The sequence below is a fragment of the Marinobacter sp. L-46 genome, from assembly GCF_056859535.1.
This window is the reverse complement of the sequence record NZ_JBSXOP010000073.1, coordinates 20,130-39,407: the sequence shown is the minus strand read 5'-3', so window position 1 is coordinate 39,407 and position 19,278 is coordinate 20,130. Positions and strand designations below refer to the sequence as shown.

The window sequence follows — 19,278 nt, the reverse complement described above, 5'->3', positions numbered from 1 at the left end:
GAAAGCAGGCTAAGTCGTTGAAATTATTGGTGGGCCCAGCTGGACTCGAACCAGCGACCAAGGGATTATGAGTCCCCTGCTCTAACCAACTGAGCTATAGGCCCTGAAAGCAAAACGGGCGCCATTATACCCGCGAGGGGTGGCGCCCGCTACTGTGTTGCGGATTAACCGTTGCCCTGATCGTCAATAAAGCCGCGCAGGTGATCGGAGCGGGAAGGGTGGCGCAGTTTGCGCAGGGCCTTGGCTTCGATCTGACGGATACGCTCACGGGTTACGTCGAACTGCTTGCCGACTTCTTCCAGTGTGTGGTCGGTGTTCATTTCGATACCGAAGCGCATGCGCAGCACCTTGGATTCGCGAGCGGTCAGGCCGGCCAGCACGGAGCGGGTCGCTTCGCGCAGACCTTCGGCGGTGGCGGAATCCACCGGCGACAGGGCCTGGATATCTTCGATGAAATCGCCCAGATGGCTGTCTTCATCATCGCCGATCGGGGTTTCCATGGAGATCGGCTCTTTGGCGATCTTCAGCACCTTGCGGATCTTGTCTTCCGGCATTTCCATGCGTTCGCCAAGCTCTTCCGGTGTGGGCTCGCGGCCCATTTCCTGCAGCATCTGGCGGGAAATACGGTTCAGCTTGTTGATCGTCTCGATCATGTGCACCGGAATCCGGATAGTGCGGGCCTGGTCCGCGATAGAGCGGGTGATGGCCTGACGGATCCACCAGGTGGCGTAGGTAGAAAACTTGTAGCCACGACGGTATTCAAACTTGTCGACGGCCTTCATCAGGCCGATGTTGCCTTCCTGAATCAGGTCCAGGAACTGAAGGCCACGGTTGGTGTACTTCTTGGCAATGGAGATAACCAGACGCAGGTTGGCCTCGACCATTTCTTTCTTGGCACGGCGGGCCTTGGCTTCGCCGATAGAAACGCGACGGTTGATTTCCTTGATGTCGACCACGTCCAGGTCCACTTCGGTCTGCACGTTTTGGATGCGTTTCTGCAGGCGTACGATTTCGTCAATGCGCTCGCCGATGGCAGCGGCGTATGGCTTCTTGGTGGCGGCGATTTCTTTCGCCCACTCAAGGTCGATTTCGTTGCCCGGGAACCACTTGATGAAGTCTTTGCGGGGCATTTTGCAGTCGCGTACACAGATCTGCATGATCGCCCGCTCGTTCTCACGCACCAGGTCGTTGGTGGAGCGAACCACGTTCACCAGTTCGTCAAACGCTTTGTTGGCCAGTTTGAACGGAGCGAAAACCTGGCCCAGTTCGTTCAGGGCTTCCTGGGTTTTCTTGTGGCTGCGGCCGTGCTTGGCCAGGGCCTTGTTGGCGGCGTCGAGCTTTTCTTTCAGCAGTTCGAAGCGCAGGCGGGTCTCTTCCGGATCCGGGCCGTTGTCGTTGCCGTCATCGCTGGAGGTGTCGTCGTCATCGTCATCGCTGTCGGAATCGTCCGAAGAGGTATCTTCGGTGGTTTCTTCGCCCATGAACGGCTCGGCGTCGTCCGGGTCAAGGAAGCCGGTTACGATGTCGCTGATGCGGCCTTCGTTCTCGATGATGCGGTCGTAGGCCTGGATTACTGTGCCAGCTGTGCCGGGGAAGTGGGCAACGGCGGCCATGACGTCGCGGATGCCTTCTTCGATGCGCTTGGCGATAACGATTTCGCCTTCGCGGGTCAGCAGTTCAACAGTACCCATTTCGCGCATGTACATGCGCACCGGGTCGGTGGTGCGGCCGGCGTCGGTTTCCACGGCGGCAAGGGCTGCGGCGGCTTCTGCGGCAGCCGCTTCGTCTGCGGTGGAATCGCCTTCGGTCATCAGCAGGGTATCGGCGTCCGGTGTTTCTTCGCACACCTGGATACCCATGTCGTTGATCATCCGGATAATATCTTCAACCTGGTCCGGGTCTGCGATATCTTCCGGCAGGTGGTCGTTTACCTCGGCGTAAGTCAGGTAACCTTGTTCCTTGCCTCGTGCGATGAGGTCTTTCAAACGTGATTTCTGCGAATTGCCTGACATAGACACCCTGTGAACTCGCTTTTAAAAAGGAAAAAAGTTAAACAGCCATTATAGCTGTCGCTTGGTTTTGCTGCCACCAACCGGTTAGATGGTGATCAATTGCGATAGTTTCAAGTTTTTACTCCCCGGCTTTCGGGTTTAACGTACCCGCGCTGAGGGTTCTCAGCTCTTCCCGCTGTTCCGGGGTGAGCGTTGCCAGGTTCCGGAGCAGGGTTGCCAGTCTTTGCTGGCGCGCGGCTTCTTCGTTCGGGCTTAACAGCTCTCTGGCAGCAGCCAGTGTGCTTTCCCGCGCCGGTATGTGCTCCAGTCCGTCGAACAGGTTGTAGAACCTGTCGCGGGCCTGCTTATCGGTTGCCAGTCCCGCTACCAGTGCTTTGCGGGTCTGGATGTTGTTTTCCAGTAGCCAGCGGGCCAGTCGGCCGGCCTGCTCCAGTTGCCTTGTGCGGTCCGCCAGGGCTTTCACTTCCGTGGCCAGTTCCGGCGCCTCCAGCAGGGCCAGGCACAAGGTGCTGTCTTTGCTGAGTTTTACGTCAATACGTTCTTCTGACGGCCGGTTCTGGCCTTCGTTGCGCCAGCCCCGGGCCTTGTAGTTCTGGCCTTGCTGGCGGTTCTGCCACTGGTTGCGGCCGCCGCACAGTCGCAGCATTTCGTGCCACATGGCGTCCCGCAGCGTGCTGCGGGGCATTTTGTTCAGTAGCGGCTCGGCCCGGGCTCTCAGTTCGCCCCGGTGTTCCGGCAGTTGCAGGTCGAGCCCTTCGCTCTGGCGGTCAAACAGGTAGCGCGAGAGCGGAGTAGCGCCGTCTATGCGTTTCCGGAAGGCCTCGGCACCCTCTTTTCGGATCAGGGTGTCCGGGTCTTCGCCTTGCGGCAGCATCAGGAATTGCAGATGCAGACCGTCTGCCATCAGCTCCAGGGCGTTTTCCATGGCCCGGTCGGCAGCACGGAAGCCGGCCTGGTCGCCGTCAAAGCAGAATACGATGTGTCTTACCTGCCGCAGCAGGGCGTTCAGGCTGTCCTGGTTGGTCGCTGTACCCAGGGTAGCAACGGCGTAGTGAATGCCGTGCTGGGCCAGGGCGATCACGTCCATATAGCCTTCCACCACCAGCAGTTTGTCCAGCTGGCGGATGGCTTGCCGGGCCTCGAACAGGCCGTAGATTTCACGGCTCTTGTGGAATACGTCCGATTCCGGCGAATTGATGTACTTGGCTTTGTCGTCGCCCAGTGTGCGACCACCGAAAGCGACGGTTTTGCCCCGGGTGTTCCGGATCGGGAACATTACCCGGTTACGGAACAGGTCTCTGGGGCGGCCGTACTGGTCGGAAACCGTCCGGGTTTCAATCAGCGGGCCCTTCAGATCTTTCGGGGCTGCGTCGTAAAGGGCTGTGCCTGTGCCCGGGGCGAAGCCGATCTGGTATTGCTGGATAATCGATTTATCCAGTCCGCGCTGTGTCAGGTAGTCCCTGGCATAGGCGCCTCGCTGGCCGGCCAGGGCCGACTGGTAAAAGCGATTGGCAAAGTCCAGCGCGTCGGTCAGCGTCCGGGCCTGCTGCATTTCCTGCTTGGCGGCCTTGTCGTAAGGCACTTCAAGCCCTGCGCGCCTGGCCAGTTCTTCCACTGCTTCGGTAAACCCGAGGCCCTCGAACTCACGAACGAAGCTGATGGCATCGCCGTGGGCGCCGCATCCGAAACAGTGATAGAAGCCTTTGTCTGGCCGAACGTTGAACGAAGGTGTTTTTTCGTCGTGGAACGGGCAGCAGGCTTTGTAATTTGCGCCGGCTTTTTTCAGGGTAATGCGGGAACCGATCAGCTCCGCCAGGTCGATACGATCCAGCAGGTCTTCAACAAATCGTTGAGGGATCAGTCCGCTCATGGTGGCTCCACTTCAGCCTGGGTGCCGGGGTAAAACGCTATTCACCATAGCCAAAAATGCCGCCGAAGCCAGGCCTCGGCGGCATTTTCAGTTTGCCGGGTAGGGCGAAACGCCGTTCCGGCAATCAGTCTTGCTGTCGATGCGTTCTGAACTCAGTACAGACGCTCGAACTTACGCTGCTCACGCTGAAGCTTCTTGAGATGACGCTTAACGGCGGCAGCTGCTTTGCGCTTACGTACAGCGGTCGGCTTCTCGTAGTGCTCACGACGACGTACTTCAGACAGTACACCGGCCTTCTCGCAGGAACGCTTGAAGCGACGCAGTGCTACATCAAACGGCTCATTCTCTTTCACTTTAACAGCTGGCATTCGAAAATCACCTACCTGATAGATTCGGTTTCAATTGGTTCCGCCGGCCTTTGCCATGCGGGCTCGATCCCTGGTCAGATTGGCTAAAACTCGACCAGTGCTAATTTAGGGCGGCAATGATAACGGCTGGGCCTGCCGAGGTCAATCATTGTTCAACGAAACTGCCGGAGGCTTTCGGGTTTCTGCTAAAATGCCGCCAGCTTTCATTTCTCCTCCTGCGGATACGGCCTGACTATGCTGATTCTTGGTATTGAAACCTCCTGCGACGAAACCGGCGTTGCCCTGTTTGATGACGAGCAGGGGCTGCTGGCCCACGCCCTGTTCAGCCAGATTGACATGCACGCCGACTACGGCGGGGTAGTGCCGGAGCTGGCCTCGCGGGATCACGTGCGCAAATTGTTGCCCCTGTGCGACCAGGTGCTGGCCGAGGCCGGCAAAACCCGCAAGGATCTCGAGGGCCTTGCCTACACCGCCGGCCCGGGCCTGATCGGCGCGTTGATGGTGGGAGGCTCGGTGGCCCATGCTCTGGGTTTTGCGCTGGATATTCCGGTACTGGGTGTGCACCACATGGAAGGCCATTTGCTGGCGCCCATGCTGGAAGACAATCCGCCGGAATTTCCGTTTGTGGCGCTGCTGGTATCCGGTGGCCACACCCAGCTGGTGCGGGTAGACGGCATTGGCGAGTATGAAATGCTGGGCGAATCGGTAGACGACGCCGCCGGTGAGGCTTTCGATAAAACCGCCAAGATGCTGGGCCTGGATTACCCCGGCGGCCCCCGGGTGGCGGCGCTGGCCGAAAAGGGCCGCGATGGCATCTACCGGTTCCCGCGCCCGATGACTGACCGCCCCGGCCTGGACTTCAGTTTCAGTGGCCTGAAAACCTTTACCCTGAATACCGTGAATGCTGCCCGGGATAACGGCAACCTGGACGAGCAGGTAAAAGCCGATATCGCCCTGGCCTTCGAAGCGGCGGTGGTGGACACGCTGACCATCAAATGCAAGCGGGCACTGGAGCAAACCGGCTGCAAGCGGCTGGTGATTGCCGGTGGCGTGAGTGCCAACAAGCGGCTGCGGGCCGGGCTGGAGAAGATGGCCGCCAGGCTGCGCGGCTCGGTGTTCTATGCCCGCCCGGAATTCTGCACCGATAACGGGGCCATGATTGCCTACGCCGGTGCCCAGCGGCTGCGGGCCGGGCAGCGTGACGGTGAACGGATTGTGTCGGTGCCGCGCTGGCCGATGAACACCCTGCCGGCGGTGAATGAGCCCCGGGCTAACGGCCTTGTAGACTGAGTATTACAAACCGGTTTCCCGGCCCTGGGTCAGGCGGATCAGGTTATTGCGGTGGCGCACCACAATCAGCAGGGTAAGCAGGCCAAACAGGGGCAGGGTGTCCGGCTCCAGCAGGGCGCTGATGACCGGCCCGCTGGCAATGGCAATCAATGAGGCCAGCGCAGAGATACGCCAGCGCCACATGATCACCAGCCAGATGCCGGCCATGATCAGGGTTGTGACCGGTGCCAGCGCAAGGCCGGCGCCCAGGGCTGTTGCCACGCCCTTGCCGCCCTTGAACCGGTAGAACAGCGGAATCATATGGCCAGTTACCGCGCACAGGGCCACCATGGCCTGCACCAGGATGGACAGCCCCGCCAGGTGCGCCAGCCACACCGGTAGCCAGCCCTTGAAGGCATCCAGCGCCAGGGTGATCAGCGCCGGTTTCCAGCCGCCGGCCCGGTACACGTTGGTGGCTCCGGGGTTGCCGGAACCCAGCGCCCGCGGATCGGGCAACTGCCATGCGCGGCATACGGGCACAGCAAACAGCACCGAGCCGGCCAGGTAGGCGCCGAAGCAGAGCAGTACAATCACAATCGGGTTGCTGGTTGCATCCATGGCTGCATCGCAGGTGCGCAGACGGCACCGGGTGTTCTGTGAGAAAATGCCGCCCCTTAAATCCGGCAGACAGGCGAACAGCCACAGTATCGCTTGCCTGTGCATTATTCAATCAGCCTTGAGTGGAACATCCTGGAGTCCGGTTTGGCAGATGCTTCAACAGACATCGTCTTCATCGAAGGCCTGGCGGTAGAGACCGTTATCGGCGTGTACGACTGGGAACGCGACGTCACCCAGCGGCTGCTGGTAGACCTTGAAATGGCATGGGACAACCGTCGCCCGGGGGCCAGTGACGATGTGGCCGATGCCCTGGACTATGCTGCGGTGAGCGAGCGGGTAACTGCCGTGCTGCAGGCGCTGCAGCCAAAGCTGCTGGAGCGGGCGGCGGAAGAGCTGGCCGGAGTGCTGCAGAATGAGTTCGGGGTACGCTGGTTGCGATTAACCCTGCGAAAGCCTGGCGCCGTGCCGGCGGCCAGGGCGGTGGGTGTAAAAATTGAAAGGGGAGAGCGGTGATGGCCAGGGTGTATATCAGTATCGGCAGTAACATCGACCGCTACCGGCACGTAACGGCAGCACTGGATGCCTTGCAACAGTGGTTTGGTGAGCTGGTGATCTCGCCGGTCTACGAGAGCGAGTCGGTGGGCTTTGACGGTTCGGACTTCCTGAACCTGGTGGTGGGGGTGGAGACCGACTTGCCGGTTGGTGAGTTATCAGCCCGTTTCAAGCAGCTGGAGCGGGAAAACGGGCGCAAGCCGGATGCTCCCAAGTTCAGCCCGCGAACCCTGGACCTGGATATCCTGACCTGGGGCAATGTTACCGGCGTAACCGATGGCGTTGAATTGCCCCGGGCCGAGATTCTGAAGAATGCCTTTGTGCTGCGTCCACTGGCGGATATCGCACCTGAAGATGTACATCCGGTGTGTAGCGAAAGCTATGGACGACTGTGGCAGGCCTATAGCACCGACCAGAAACTCTGGCCGGTGGATTTCACCTGGCAGGGGCGGCGGTTATCACAGGCCGTTGGCTGACCGGAACCGCTCAATCAGGTGATCGGTGGCGCTGTCGCCTGCCGTGCCGTCACTCTTTTCGCCCAGCAGGCGTGGCAGGATTTCGTTGCCAATCTGCTTGCCCAGCTCCACGCCCCACTGATCAAAACAGTCCACATCCCAGATAACGCTCTGCACAAAGGTGCGGTGCTCATACAGCGCAACCAGCGCACCCAGTGTCTCCGGCGTTAGCTGTTCCATCATCAGGATGTTGCTGGGCTGGTTGCCGGGGATCACCTTGTGCGGGGCCAGCTCCTGCGCTGCAGCCTCAGCCATACCGCTATCCCGCAGTTCCTGAACGGCTTCCTCCCGGGTTTTCCCCGCCATCATCGCCCGTGCCTGGCTCAGGCAGTTGGCAAACAGGGTGGCGTGGTGGTGTTCCACGGGGTTGTGGGACTTCAGCGGAATCACAAAGTCGGCGGGAATCAGCCGGGTGCCCTGGTGGATCAGCTGGTGATAGGCGTGCTGGCCGTTGGCACCTACGCCACCCCAGAGAATCGGGCCAGTTGCGGAGTCCACCGGGGTGCCGTGCTGGGTTACCCGCTTGCCGTTACTTTCCATATCCAGCTGTTGCAGGTGTTCCGGCAGGTGTTTCAGGTACTCGTCGTAGGGCAGCACCGCGTGGCTGCCGGCCCCCCAGAAGTTGTTGTACCAGACGCTCAGCATGGCCATCACCACCGGCAGGTTTCGCTCGGCCGGGGTGTTGCGGAAATGGTAGTCCATGGCATGGGCGCCGGCCAGCAGGGAACGGAAGTGTTCCATGCCCAGCGTCAGCGCGATGGGCAGGCCAATGGCCGACCACAGGGAATAACGGCCGCCCACCCAGTCCCACATGGGAAAGATGTTGTCAGCGGCAATGCCAAAGCCGGTTGCTGCTTCGATGTTGGTGGTGACAGCCATAAAGTGGCTGGCGATAGCCGCATCGGAGCCGCCATTGGCCAGGAACCATTGCCGGGCCACCAGGCTGTTATCAAGGGTTTCCTGGGTGCGGAAGGATTTGGACTGCACCAGGAACAGGGTGGTCTCCGGGTCCAGGGCCTTCAGGGTTTCGGAGATGTCGGTGCCGTCGATGTTGGCAACAAAGTGGCAGTTCAGGCCGCCCTGCCAGTAAGGCTTCAGGGCCTCAACCACCAGTTTCGGGCCCAGGAAGGAGCCGCCGATGCCAATGCTCACCACATCGGTCAAGCGTTTGCCGGTGTGGCCACGATGCTGGCCCCTGTGTATCGCTTCAACCAGCTGCTCCATGCGGGCCAGTGTGCTGTGCACTTCCGGCATGATGTTGCAGCCATCTACCTGTACGTCGGTATCGGCCGGCTGGCGCAGTGCCGTGTGCAGGGCCGGCCGGTTTTCGGTGATGTTGACGATGCCGCCGGTAAACAGGGCTTCTGTGCGCTGCTCCAGGCCACAGGCCCGGGCCAGGTCGGCCAGTGCGCTGAGGGTATCATCGGTCAGCCGGTTGCGGGAGAAGTCCAGGGTCAGGCCCGCAGCTTCGATCAGGTAGCGGGTGGCGCGCGTGGGATCGTCCCGGAACAGGTCTCGCATCGGGGTTTCGGCAAGTTTTTCTTTGTGCCGGATCAGCGCATGCCACTCGGGCTTTTGGGTCAGTGCTGCTGTGTTGTCTGCCATCAGAGTGTCCTTTCTGTCTGCCGCCTTCCCCGTTCGGGCAGGCGGCAGTTCCGGGTTCAGCGGGTTACGGAAATGTTGTCGATCAGCCTCGTGGTGCCCAGGAAGGCGGCAACCAGCAGGGTGAGTTCGCGGTCGGCTTCCGCTGCGGGTTTGAGAGTGAGGCTGTTTACGATATTGAAATAATCCGGGCGCAGCCCGGCACCGGCCAGTGCCTCTTTGGCTTCCTGCTCCAGCGTGTTGAAGTCCGAACGGCCGTGCTCCAGCTGGCTGGCGACGCTGGTGAGCGTTTTGTACACCACCGGAGCGATGGCTCGCTCCTGGTCAGACAGATAACCATTGCGGGAGCTCTTGGCCAGGCCGTCGTCTTCGCGGATGGTCGAGGCGCCAATGATTTCGATGGGCATCATCAGGTCCCGCGCCATCTTGCGGATCACCGCCAGTTGCTGGAAATCCTTCTCGCCGAAGATGGCGATGTCAGGCTGTACCATGTTGAACAGCATGGTCACCACCGTGGCTACGCCTTCGAAATGCCCGGGGCGGCTGGCGCCGCAGTGTCCTTCGCTGACTTCCGGCACCACTACCTTGGTCTGGTTGGCCAGGCCTTCCGGATAGATCTCGTCAACCGTGGGCGCGAACACCAGGGTGTTGCCGGCAGCTTCCAGCTGGGCCTGGTCTTCTGCCAGGGTGCGGGGATACTTGTCCAGGTCTTCGCTGGCACCGAACTGCATCGGGTTCACGAAAATACTGGTGACCACGATATCAGCGGCTTCTGTGGCCTTGCGCACCAGGGAAATATGGCCCTCATGCAGGTTGCCCATGGTGGGCACCAGCGCAATGGTTTTGTCCTGCTGACGGAACGCCTTCAGGATGCTGCGCAGTTCTTTCAGTGAATGTACGGTTCTCATGCCTTGAACGTATGCTCCTCGGCCGGGAATGAGCGGTCTTTAACGGCTTTTGCGTAGGCGGCAATGGCTTCCGGAATGGAGTCGGTCTCTGCCAGGAAGTTTTTCACAAAGCGCGGCTTACGGCCAGTGGTGACGCCGAGCATGTCGTGCAGCACCAGCACCTGACCGTCGGTGCCGTTGCCGGCGCCGATGCCGATGACCGGGGCTTTGACCGCCTGGGTGATGCGGGCAGCCAGCGGTGCGGGCACACATTCCAGCAGGATAACGTCGGCGCCGGCGGCTTCCAGTTCGCAGGCGTGTTCGATCATCGCCTCGGCGGCTTTGTCGTCACGGCCCTGTACCTTGTAGCCGCCGAACTTGTTGACGAACTGGGGGGTAAGGCCCAGGTGAGCACAGACCGGCACACCGCGTTCGCTCAGGGCCTCGATGGTGTCGCGCATCCAGTCGGTGCCTTCGAGTTTCACCATGTGGGCGCCGGCACGCATCAGTTCTGCGGCGTTGTCCAGGGCGTCGGCCACGGTGCCGTAAGACATGAAGGGCATGTCCGCCATGATCAGTGCGCCACGGTTGCCCCTGGCAACGCAGCCGGTGTGGTAGACCATGTGCTCCATGGTTACCGGCAGGGTGCTGTCATTGCCCTGAAGAACCATGCCGAGCGAGTCACCAATCAGGATCACGTCTACGCCCGCTTCACTGACCACCTGTGCAAAGGTGGCGTCATAGGAGGTGAGGGCAGAAAAGGCTTCGCCCTTTTGCTTGTATTCCCGCAGGGTGTTGATGGTAACTGCCATAGAATCCTTGCCTTTGAATAGATGAATGCCGGGGTATACCTGTTACAAGAGTAGCACGGAGTTGCCAGCTGTTAATCAGTTGCTTCCGCCTGTGGGTGGCAGTTTGCGCAGCTGATTGTCCGGACACTCGGACCGCAGCTGGTCGACGCGGCGGCCATCGGGCAGGCTCAGTTCCGGGTTCAGGTCCAGCAGGGGTTGCAGCACGAAGTCCCGGTTTGCCAGCTCGGCGTGGGGTATCGTCAGCCGCTCATCTGCCAGCTGTTGGTCGCCATACAGAAGCAGGTCAAGATCCAGGGTGCGTGGCCCCCAGTGACGCAGCCGCTCCCGGCCGTGGGCCTGTTCGATAGTTTGCAGGTGGTCCAGCAGCTGGTGTGGCGGCAGGGTCGTGCGCAGTTCGACAGCGCCATTCACAAAATCCGGTTGATCTTGCGGGCCCACGGGGCGGCTGGCGTAGAACGGCGACTGCGCCATCAGTGTGGTGTCCGGCAGGCTGGCCAGCTCGGCAACGGCGCGCGCAAGCTGGGCAGCGGGGTCCTGCAGGTTGCTGCCCAGGCCGACGTAAGCCAGTACCGTCATGACTGAGGCGGCCGTTTCACCGGGCTGCGCTTGCGCCGGCGTTTGCGGGGCGCCGTGGCCGAGCCAAGCTGGGACAGCATTCTTTCCTGGCCGCGCTCGTCCACTCTCTGGAATTCGGTCCACCACTGGCCGAGGCCGGGTTCAATCTCACCAGCAGATTCCCGTACTAACAGGAAGTCGTAGGCAGCCCGGAAGCGGGGGTGGGTGAGCGTGGCAAAGGCCCGCTTGCCCTGGCGCCGGGGCAGGCGCATCTGCATTTCCCAGATTTCTTTCATGGGGCCGGAGAAACGCTTGGGAATGGATGTGGCCTGAACCTGGCGGCCGATAACCTTGCCGATAGCACCGTGCAGCGCCGGTTGCACCGGGTCGCCGTTGTCCTGGCGGCGGCGCCATTCCACCTGCAGGGCAGGCCACAGCATGGCGGCAAACAGGAAATACGGTGTTACCGATTTGCCCTGGGCGATGCGGGCATCGGTGTTGCGCAGGGCCTGGAGGATCAGTTCGTCGGGTTCGCCGGCTTCAATAGCACGGGCGGTCTCCGGGAACAGCGGCTCCAGCAGGTTGTATTGCTGCAGCAGGTTATAGGTGGCTTCGCCATGGCCGGCGGAGAACAGTTTCAGCACTTCATCAAACAACCGGGCCGGCGGAATGTGGCTCAGCAGGGGCGCCAGCTCCCGGATCGGGGCCTCGGTTTCCGGTTCGATCTCGAACCCGAGCTTGGCGGCAAAGCGGATGGCCCGCAGCATGCGCACAGGGTCTTCCCGGTAGCGGGTTTCCGGATCACCGATCAGGCGGATCTGGTGATTTTTCAGGTCTTCCACGCCATTGGCGAAGTCGATAATGCTGAAGTCGCGGATGCAGTAGTACAGCGCGTTGATGGTGAAGTCGCGGCGCAGGGCGTCTTCTTCCTGGTTGCCATATACGTTGTCCCGCAGCAGCAGGCCGTGCTCACTGGTGCGGTGCTCATCGTCGGCAACATCGTCTTCGGCATCCCGGGCATTGCCCCGGAAGGTGGTGACTTCAATAACTTCACGGCCAAACACCACGTGTACAATACGGAAACGGCGGCCGATCAGGCGGGAGTTCCGGAACAGGTCGTGGACCTCTTCAGGGGTGGCATTGGTGGCAATGTCGAAGTCTTTGGGTTTGCCGCCGAGCAGGATATCCCGCACGCCGCCACCCACCAGGTAGGCTTCGTAGCCAGCTTTGTTCAGACGGTGCAGCACTTTCTTGGCCGGCTCGCTGATCATCGAGCGGGACACGTTGTGCTGATCCCTCGGGATCTCTTGCCGCTGGTAGTGTCTGGCTTTCTTTTTCCCGTTGCCGGGCATGAAAGAGCGGAGTTTTTCTACTAGTCGTCTAGGCATGGAATTCCGTGTTTGCGAGCCGCAAAAACGGGGATTTTAACGGTTTGCGCAGGAATTGCACACGTTTGGCGGGAATCGCTGGCAATAAAGTCGTTTCAGGGGGTGTTTCGGGAAGGTGTTCGGCTTTTTCGGAAGCCAGATAATCAAAAGGCGGGTTCGCGATTACGAACCCGCCCTGAAAGCGTTGACGATCTGCATTGTTCTTGTTGTTGTCGGGATTCTTTTTGATTTTTCTACCCCACCGTGTTGCCCCAAAGTCAGGGCTTATAAGCAACGCAAACGGAAAGCTTTGAATACATGAGCAGTCAGAAACATGGCGCGGGCTTTACAGCAGTTGCGGTGTCGCCTGGAAGACGATTCTTCTCCACTTCTACAACTCGCACATGTTGTGGGACCACTAAAAAAGCAAAGTACCCAAAACACTCAGTTCGCTCGCGTCCTGTTTTTGTTTTTGTTACCGGACGCTCTTGCAGCTTTTTGTTTTTGTTTTGACGCCGCGTTGTCACTCTTGTTTTTGTTGTTGTGCGCTTAATAGTTTGCAGGGGGCGTGCCAGTTTTTGAAAAGCGTTTATTAACAGAGAGTTACGAAAAGTGTAGACATAGGTGTTACCCCGTACCCGGTGGAAGTGTTACCTGTGTCACGTTATCTGGAGAGGGAGTGTTACCGTGAGGAACAGGGAGGTAACAAATGAACTGGGGCTCATTTGTTACCTTTCGGATGGTCAGCTGCCGGCGCCTTTTTTACGGGGAATGCCCAGTCGTTGGCGGCGCTCCCACAGCGATTTACGGCTGATGCCGAGTTTCTGGGCCAGCTCGGTTTCACTCATACGATCTTGATTTTCAAGAACAAAGTGCTGGAAGTAGTCTTCCAGGGACAAGTCGTTGGCAGAATCTGCGTCGCGGGTGGGCGTTTGTTCGTTGTCGCCTTCCACCAGGGTTTCGGGGATGTATTCGTCGCCGTAATCACTGTCCAGGTCCAGCACAGAGGGGGTGATGACGTCGGTATCGGTCAGGATTGACGCCCGCTCGATGGCATTTTCCAGTTCCCGCACGTTACCGGGCCAGCGGTAACGCTCCAGGGCCTGCATGGCTTCCGGGCTCAGGCTGAGGTCCGGGCGTCCGAGTTTCTCTGCTTGCCGTTTCAGGAACCGGCTGGCCAGGCCCAGCACATCGCCCCGGCGTTCCCGCAGTGGCGGAATACGGATCTGCATCACGTTCAGGCGGTAATAAAGGTCTTCCCGGAACTCGCCGGTGCGGGTCATCGCTTTCAGGTTGCGGTGGGTAGCGGCGATCATCCGCACGTTTACTTTCTGGCTTTGGGTAGAGCCTACCCGGCGTATTTCGCTTTCCTGCAGTACCCGCAACAGGCGGGCCTGGGCTTCGGCGGGCAATTCGCCGATTTCGTCCAGGAACAGGCTGCCACCGTCGGCCGCTTCGATCAGGCCGGTACGGGCTGAAACCGCACCGGTAAAGGCGCCTTTTTCGTGGCCGAACAGTTCCGATTCAATCAGGCTCTCGGGGATGGCGGCGCAGTTTACCGAAATCAGGGGCTTGTTGGCCCGTGGGCTGAGCAGGTGCAGGGCCCGGGCGGCCAGTTCCTTACCGGTACCGGATTCGCCCTGGATAAGCACCGTGGTTTCTGTGGGGGCTACCTTGCGGATCAGGGTGAATACCCGCTGCATAGGCTCGCAGGTGCCAAACATGACGGTCGACGGATCACCGGATGGGGTGTCTGCGGTTCGGTCAGGGCCTTCATCGGCCCGGCTGCTGGCGGGCTCGTGGCCGCGGGCCAGGATGTTCTCCACAGCAGCCAGCATTTCGTCATGGTCGAAGGGCTTGGCAATGTAGTCCACAGCGCCCATTTTCATGGAGTCCACGGCGGAGCGCAGGCTGGCATAGCTGGTCATGATCAGCACCGGGGTGTCCGGCGCCCGGGTGATCATTTCGGTGCCGGGCGCGCCGGGCAGGCGCAGATCGGTGATGATCAGGTCAAAGCTGTCTGGCTCCAGCCCTTCGGCTTCTTCTACAGAGACGGCATCGGTCACTTCGTAGCCGGCGTGCTGAAGCAGCTTGCGGACTGCCGAGCGGATAATGTCTTCGTCTTCAACTATCAGAATACGGGGCATATTGCGTTCACGACCTTTCGTTCGGGCTGCTGTTGCCGGTATCGGTTTCTGGCTCGTAGGCGGGCAGGCGCAGCCTCATGCAGGTGCCGCGGCCGGTGGCTTTGTCGGCCGGGCTTTCTACCTGGATGTTGCCATAGTGTTCTTCAACAATACTGTACACCAGGGATAACCCCAGGCCCGTGCCTTTGTTGGGGGCCTTGGTGGTGTAAAAGGGCTCGAATATGTGGTCCAGCTGATCTGCCGGTATACCGGAGCCTTCATCAATCACCTCGATGATAGCGGAGTAGCCGTCGCCCTTACCATTGACCGTTATGGTACCTCCGTCTGGCGAGGCGTCCCTGGCGTTGGCCAACAGGTTAACAAATACCTGAACCAGCCGCTGCTCGTCGCCTAGCACCTGCATGGAGGGCGGGCAGTCGTTAACAAAGCGGATGCCCATGCCCCGTTCGCTGAGTGACAGCAGGTTGATGGATTCTTCCACGCAGCGGTGAATGTTGACCGGTTCATAGCGGTTTGCGTGGGCATGGTTGCCGGTACGGGCGAAGTTCATCAGGGATTGGAGGATGGCGGAAATGCGCCGGGTCTGCTGCTGTATCTGGTCTGCGGTTTCCAGGATGCCGGGGTCGTCGGTTTCCAGCTTCAGGTTCTGGGCCAGGGAGGAAATGCCGGTGACCGGGTTGCCGATTTCATGGGCCACGCCAGCGGCCAGGCGGCCAACAGAGGCCAACCGTTCGCTGTGCATCAGTTCGTCTTCCAGCAGGCGGGTTTCGGTCTGGTCTTCCACCAGGATAATGGAACCGCCTTCGGTGTGGTCCGGGCCGCTCAGGGCCGCTTTGTGCAGGTTCAGCCAATGGGGCTTGCCCCGCAGGTCCAGCCGGTGCTTGTAGCGGTGTAGCTCCGAGCCCCGGTTAAAGTCATCCAGCAGGGTGTGCCAGTGCTCGGGAAGGGCCATCAGCCGGGCGCCCACCACTTCGTCAGCGGAAATGCCGGTGAGTGCTTCGATGGCGTGGTTCCACATCAGGATTTCGCCGTCCTCGCCCACCGAGCAGGCCGGGATTGGCAAGTTCTGCAGGGTTTGCCGGTAATGCCGGCGCAGGTTGTCCAGCTCCCCGGCCAGGCCGGTCAGCTGGTTCTGGTAATCCCCCAGCGCCCGCTCCACATAGCGGATATCCTGGCCGGTGACGCCGTGGGTCAGGGGCTTGAAGCCCAGGTGCCGCTTTACAATATCCCGGGCCACCGAGGGCCCCAGCAGGCCGGACAGGTTGATTTCGATCTGGTCCCGCAGCCGGCGCAGCTGGTACGGCCGGAACTCCACATTGGGCAGTTTCAGCTGGGCCAGGGCCCGTTCTACTTCCCGCCGTGCCACGCTCTGGCCGAGCGGATCCGCCAGTTGCTGGATGAATTCCTTGGAAGATGCCGCCAGCAGTTCCCGGCGCTGGGGCCGGGACAGTGCGCCCATGGAACAGGCCTGGGCAGCGCTGGTCTCTTCCGCCGACGCGGGGCTGATGATCGAGACCAGGGCAAAGACCGAGATATTCGCCGTCAGGCTGATAAAGGTAAAGATGTGCCAGTTGTCGTAGCCCGGGTTGATGGGCAGGTCGAGCCAGTACAACAGATCCGTGGCAGACGAAAACGGCAGTACCAGGGTAAACAGCCAGATGGTCAGGCCGGTAACCAGGCCCGCGACCAGCCCCCGGCGATTGCCTTCCGGCCAGTATATGACTCCGAGCGCGCCGGGCAGCAGTTGCAGGGTACCGGAAAGGGAAATCGCGCCCAGAATGGACAGGTCCAGTTTCTGGCCGATGGTTTCGTGGAACAGCAGGGCCAGGAACAGGATAACGGCGATCAGCAGGCGTTTGACCCACTGCAGCCAGCGGTAAATGTCGCCCTGATCCTTCGGGGTTTTCAGAGGCAGCACAACGTGGTTCAGCACCATGCCGGCCAGGGCGAGGGTGCTGACAATCATCAGCCCGCTGGCGGCAGACAAACCGGCAATGTACATCAGCATGGTCAGGGCCGGGCTATCCAGCGCCTGGGCAACACCGATACTGAAGAAGGCGGGCGGCGAGGTGACGTCCAGTGCCTGGGCACCCCAGACAATCAGCGGAACCGGCAGGCCCACCAGCAGCAGGTACAGCGGCAGGCCCCAGCTGGCCTTGGCCAGCGCCCGGGGTGACGGGTTTTCGCTGAAGGTCATGTGGTACATGTGTGGCAGCACAAGGGCGGCGGCGAAGGACATCAGCAGCAGGGCGCGCCAACTGCCGTCGTTGATCGCCATGGTCATGGCTGCTTCCGGGTGGGAATTCTGCGCCAGCCAGTCGTCCAGCCCGCGGGTGCCATCGAAGACACCGAACAGGATGACGCCGCCAAGCACCAGCAGGGCGATGACCTTCACCAGCGAGTCGAAGGCAATGGCCAGTACCAGGCCCTGATGGTTGCCGGAACTCTGATGCCGTCGTGCCCCGAACAACATGGTGAACAACACCACGATCAGGGCAAACATCACGCTGATGGCTTCCGGTGAGGTGGCCGGCGCCAGCAGGCTGGCAGATACGGTAACCGCCTGTATCTGCATGCTCAGCAAGGACAGGATAGCGGCGGCGGAACAGAGGGTTACCAGGGTGCCCGCCCACTGGCTGCGATACCGGTAGGCGAACAGGTCGGCCAGGGATGTGAGCTGGTAGGCCCGGGCAATTCTCAGAATGGGGTTAAGCAGCACCGGTGCTAGCAAAAACGCACCACTGATGCCCAGGTAATAGGCCAGGAAGCCGTAGCCGGACTCCGCTGCCATGCCAATGGCGCCATACACGGCCCAGATGCCGGCATAGACCCCGAGGCTGAGGGTATACACCAGGGGGTGACGCACCCAGCGGCGCATCATTGTGCCCTGTTCGGTGCCCCAGGCAATACCGAACAGCAGGACAAGGTAAAGAAGGCTGGCCAGTAACAGGCCGGTGGCACTAAAACTCATTGGGATCCCGTCGCCATTCCAGCCAGACGCCGATGGCTATCAGCCCGCCCCAGATCACATAGGGGCTGTACCAGACGTTATCCGGCGACGTCCACCAATCAAGGATGTTCGGGGAAAAAATATAGATGGCCAGTACCAGCAGAAAAACCAGACGGTAAATGTACATCGGCTCAGTGGTCCGAACGGGTGTGTGTACCGGGGGTTATACCACGGGCCTGCCGGGATGTCAGGGGAATAGCCTGTCTCTGCCAGTTTGCCCGGCCCCAGTCCAGTATCTCGTCTACACCGCGAGCGGCCAGTTCCGGTGGCGGATTTTGTCCCAGCGCCTGCAGTGCCTGTACCAGGTTCTCTGCCGGGCGGGTATCGTCCAGCGCCGGGGCATGGGTCTGTTTGCTCAGTTTCTGGCCCTGGTCGTTCAGGATCACCGGAATATGCAGCCAGTGGGGCGGCTGTGTGCCCAGCGCCCGGTAGATCTGTTGCTGCTGGGCGGTCATGTCCAGCAGGTCTGAGCCACGAACAATGTGGGTGATGCCCTGGTCGATGTCGTCCACCACCACCGCCAGCTGGTAGGCGTAGAAGCCTTCCTTGCGCAGGATGACCGGGTCGTCGATTTCGGCATGTACCTGCTGTTGCTGCGGGCCCAGCAGCTGGTCATGCCAGTGGCTGGTTTCGTCATGCAGGGCAAAGCGGATGGCGAAAGGCTCGTTGCCAACGCCGGCAGTGCCGTTGCGACAGTGGTTCGGGTGCCGGCCACCATGGGCTTGCAGTTGTTTGCGGGAACAGCGGCAGCGATAAGCCTTGCCGGATTCCAGCAGCTGGCTGATGGCGTCCTGATAGGCGTCATGGCGCTTTGACTGAAAGCGTACCGGTTCGTCCGGGAACAGGCCGTGGCAGTCCAGGGAATGGAGGATTTGTCCGGTGGCTTCGGGTGGTTCCCGCAGAGGATCCAGGTCTTCGATTCGTACCAGCCAGTCACCGCCAGCGGTTCGGGCTTCCAGCCAGCTGGCCAGGGCCGTAACCAGTGAGCCGAAGTGCAGGGGGCCGGTTGGGGAAGGCGCAAAGCGCCCGCGGTAGCGGGGTTGCTTCATAGGGAGTCATCTGGCCGGCAGCGGGTGCTGCCGGCCATTGAGGCGTGATCAGATGCCAGTCTGGCGCTCGCGGATTTCTGCCAGGGTTTTGCAGTCGATGCAGAGCGCGGCGGTCGGGCGGGCCTCCAGCCGGCGAATACCGATTTCCACGCCGCACTGGTCGCAAAAACCGTAGTCGTCTTTGTCGATGCGGTCGATGGTCTGGTCAATCTTCTTGATCAGTTTACGCTCACGGTCCCGTGTGCGCAGTTCCAGGCTGAACTCTTCTTCCTGGGTTGCGCGATCGCTGGGATCCGCGTAGTTTGCGGCGTCTTCCTGCATATGGTGCATGGTGCGGTCCACTTCTTCCATCAGCTCCTGTTTCCATTGCAGGAGCAGATCTTTGAAGTGCTGCAGCATGTCAGCACTCATATACTCTTCACCCTTCTTCATTTCATAAGGGGTGAAGTTGGTAAAACGTTCGCGTGGTTGTTCTGCAGTGTTTGCCATTGAACCCGGCCTCTTGTTTGTACTTCACAAGAACGCTTTGCTTCCGCCGCGCCAGCGTGGCTGCGCGGTTTAACCCTGGATAAAGCATTCGTCCTGAATCGGGAGTTTGCGGAAAATAGCAGATAAGTTACGGGGGTGCCAGCCCTGTAACGCCGA

The 19,278-nt window shown here is 60.5% G+C and carries 17 protein-coding genes and 1 tRNA gene; 3 read left to right on the top strand and 15 right to left on the bottom strand.

Annotated elements, in window-relative coordinates; all coding sequences use genetic code 11:
* Positions 1-27: 27 nt before the first annotated feature.
* From AC13DJ_RS11975 to rpsU, 4 genes are all read right to left on the bottom strand, one after another.
* Positions 28-104 (bottom strand) — tRNA-Ile (locus AC13DJ_RS11975).
* A gap of 60 nt (positions 105-164) precedes the next feature.
* Positions 165-2,012: an RNA polymerase sigma factor RpoD gene (rpoD, locus tag AC13DJ_RS11970; protein WP_482933921.1), complete on the bottom strand. Its 1,848-nt coding sequence runs from the start codon at positions 2,010-2,012 to the stop codon at positions 165-167.
* A gap of 118 nt (positions 2,013-2,130) precedes the next feature.
* Positions 2,131-3,882, bottom strand: coding sequence for a DNA primase (gene dnaG, locus AC13DJ_RS11965; protein ID WP_482933922.1), 1,752 nt, complete (start codon positions 3,880-3,882; stop codon positions 2,131-2,133).
* Positions 3,883-4,034: 152 nt separating this feature from the next.
* The gene (rpsU, locus tag AC13DJ_RS11960; protein ID WP_007153483.1) at positions 4,035-4,250 is read right to left on the bottom strand and encodes a 30S ribosomal protein S21; all 216 of its coding nucleotides are present in this window, start codon (positions 4,248-4,250) and stop codon (positions 4,035-4,037) included.
* Positions 4,251-4,484: 234 nt separating this feature from the next.
* Between rpsU and tsaD the strand changes: the two genes are divergently transcribed.
* Positions 4,485-5,540 (top strand): tRNA (adenosine(37)-N6)-threonylcarbamoyltransferase complex transferase subunit TsaD, encoded by a 1,056-nt coding sequence (gene tsaD, locus AC13DJ_RS11955; protein ID WP_474540413.1) that lies wholly within the window; start codon positions 4,485-4,487, stop codon positions 5,538-5,540.
* A 3-nt stretch (positions 5,541-5,543) separates the two neighbouring features.
* On the opposite strand, the gene plsY is transcribed toward tsaD, so the two are convergent.
* Positions 5,544-6,137 carry a glycerol-3-phosphate 1-O-acyltransferase PlsY gene (gene plsY / locus AC13DJ_RS11950; protein WP_288372487.1) on the bottom strand — a complete coding sequence of 198 codons (594 nt, stop codon included), beginning with the start codon at positions 6,135-6,137 and terminating at the stop codon, positions 5,544-5,546.
* A gap of 144 nt (positions 6,138-6,281) precedes the next feature.
* On the opposite strand from plsY, the gene folB reads away from it, so the two are divergent.
* Complete coding sequence (folB, locus tag AC13DJ_RS11945) at positions 6,282-6,650, top strand: dihydroneopterin aldolase (RefSeq protein WP_058340008.1); 369 nt, start codon at positions 6,282-6,284, stop codon at positions 6,648-6,650.
* Positions 6,650-7,165: a 2-amino-4-hydroxy-6-hydroxymethyldihydropteridine diphosphokinase gene (gene folK, locus AC13DJ_RS11940; protein ID WP_474540412.1), complete on the top strand. Its 516-nt coding sequence runs from the start codon at positions 6,650-6,652 to the stop codon at positions 7,163-7,165. Before folB ends, folK (AC13DJ_RS11940) begins: the two co-directional genes overlap by 1 nt.
* Here the strand turns inward: folK (AC13DJ_RS11940) and pgi are convergent.
* The 10 genes from pgi to dksA form a co-directional block, all read right to left on the bottom strand.
* Positions 7,148-8,809 carry a glucose-6-phosphate isomerase gene (gene pgi, locus AC13DJ_RS11935; protein WP_482933923.1) on the bottom strand — a complete coding sequence of 554 codons (1,662 nt, stop codon included), beginning with the start codon at positions 8,807-8,809 and terminating at the stop codon, positions 7,148-7,150. The genes folK (AC13DJ_RS11940) and pgi overlap by 18 nt on opposite strands.
* A gap of 56 nt (positions 8,810-8,865) precedes the next feature.
* Positions 8,866-9,714, bottom strand: coding sequence for a pantoate--beta-alanine ligase (panC, locus tag AC13DJ_RS11930; RefSeq protein ID WP_482933924.1), 849 nt, complete (start codon positions 9,712-9,714; stop codon positions 8,866-8,868).
* Positions 9,711-10,505, bottom strand: a complete 795-nt coding sequence (panB, locus tag AC13DJ_RS11925) for a 3-methyl-2-oxobutanoate hydroxymethyltransferase (protein WP_474540409.1) — start codon at positions 10,503-10,505, stop codon at positions 9,711-9,713. The genes panC and panB overlap by 4 nt, the downstream gene beginning before the upstream one ends.
* A 75-nt stretch (positions 10,506-10,580) precedes the next feature.
* Positions 10,581-11,081: a 2-amino-4-hydroxy-6-hydroxymethyldihydropteridine diphosphokinase gene (gene folK / locus AC13DJ_RS11920; RefSeq protein WP_094625254.1), complete on the bottom strand. Its 501-nt coding sequence runs from the start codon at positions 11,079-11,081 to the stop codon at positions 10,581-10,583.
* Complete coding sequence (gene pcnB, locus AC13DJ_RS11915; protein WP_036220063.1) at positions 11,078-12,448, bottom strand: polynucleotide adenylyltransferase PcnB; 1,371 nt, start codon at positions 12,446-12,448, stop codon at positions 11,078-11,080. The genes folK (AC13DJ_RS11920) and pcnB overlap by 4 nt, the downstream gene beginning before the upstream one ends.
* 722 nt (positions 12,449-13,170) lie before the next feature.
* Positions 13,171-14,574 (bottom strand): sigma-54-dependent transcriptional regulator, encoded by a 1,404-nt coding sequence (locus AC13DJ_RS11910; RefSeq protein WP_482933925.1) that lies wholly within the window; start codon positions 14,572-14,574, stop codon positions 13,171-13,173.
* Positions 14,575-14,581: 7 nt separating this feature from the next.
* Entirely contained in the window at positions 14,582-17,545 is a 2,964-nt protein-coding gene (locus tag AC13DJ_RS11905) for an ATP-binding protein (protein ID WP_482933926.1), read from the bottom strand.
* Positions 17,535-17,711: a hypothetical protein gene (locus tag AC13DJ_RS11900; protein WP_022990235.1), complete on the bottom strand. Its 177-nt coding sequence runs from the start codon at positions 17,709-17,711 to the stop codon at positions 17,535-17,537. Before AC13DJ_RS11900 ends, AC13DJ_RS11905 begins: the two co-directional genes overlap by 11 nt.
* A 4-nt stretch (positions 17,712-17,715) precedes the next feature.
* Entirely contained in the window at positions 17,716-18,633 is a 918-nt protein-coding gene (gene gluQRS / locus AC13DJ_RS11895; protein WP_474540406.1) for a tRNA glutamyl-Q(34) synthetase GluQRS, read from the bottom strand.
* A 48-nt stretch (positions 18,634-18,681) separates the two neighbouring features.
* Positions 18,682-19,122, bottom strand: coding sequence for an RNA polymerase-binding protein DksA (dksA, locus tag AC13DJ_RS11890; protein WP_474540405.1), 441 nt, complete (start codon positions 19,120-19,122; stop codon positions 18,682-18,684).
* Positions 19,123-19,278: the final 156 nt, after the last annotated feature.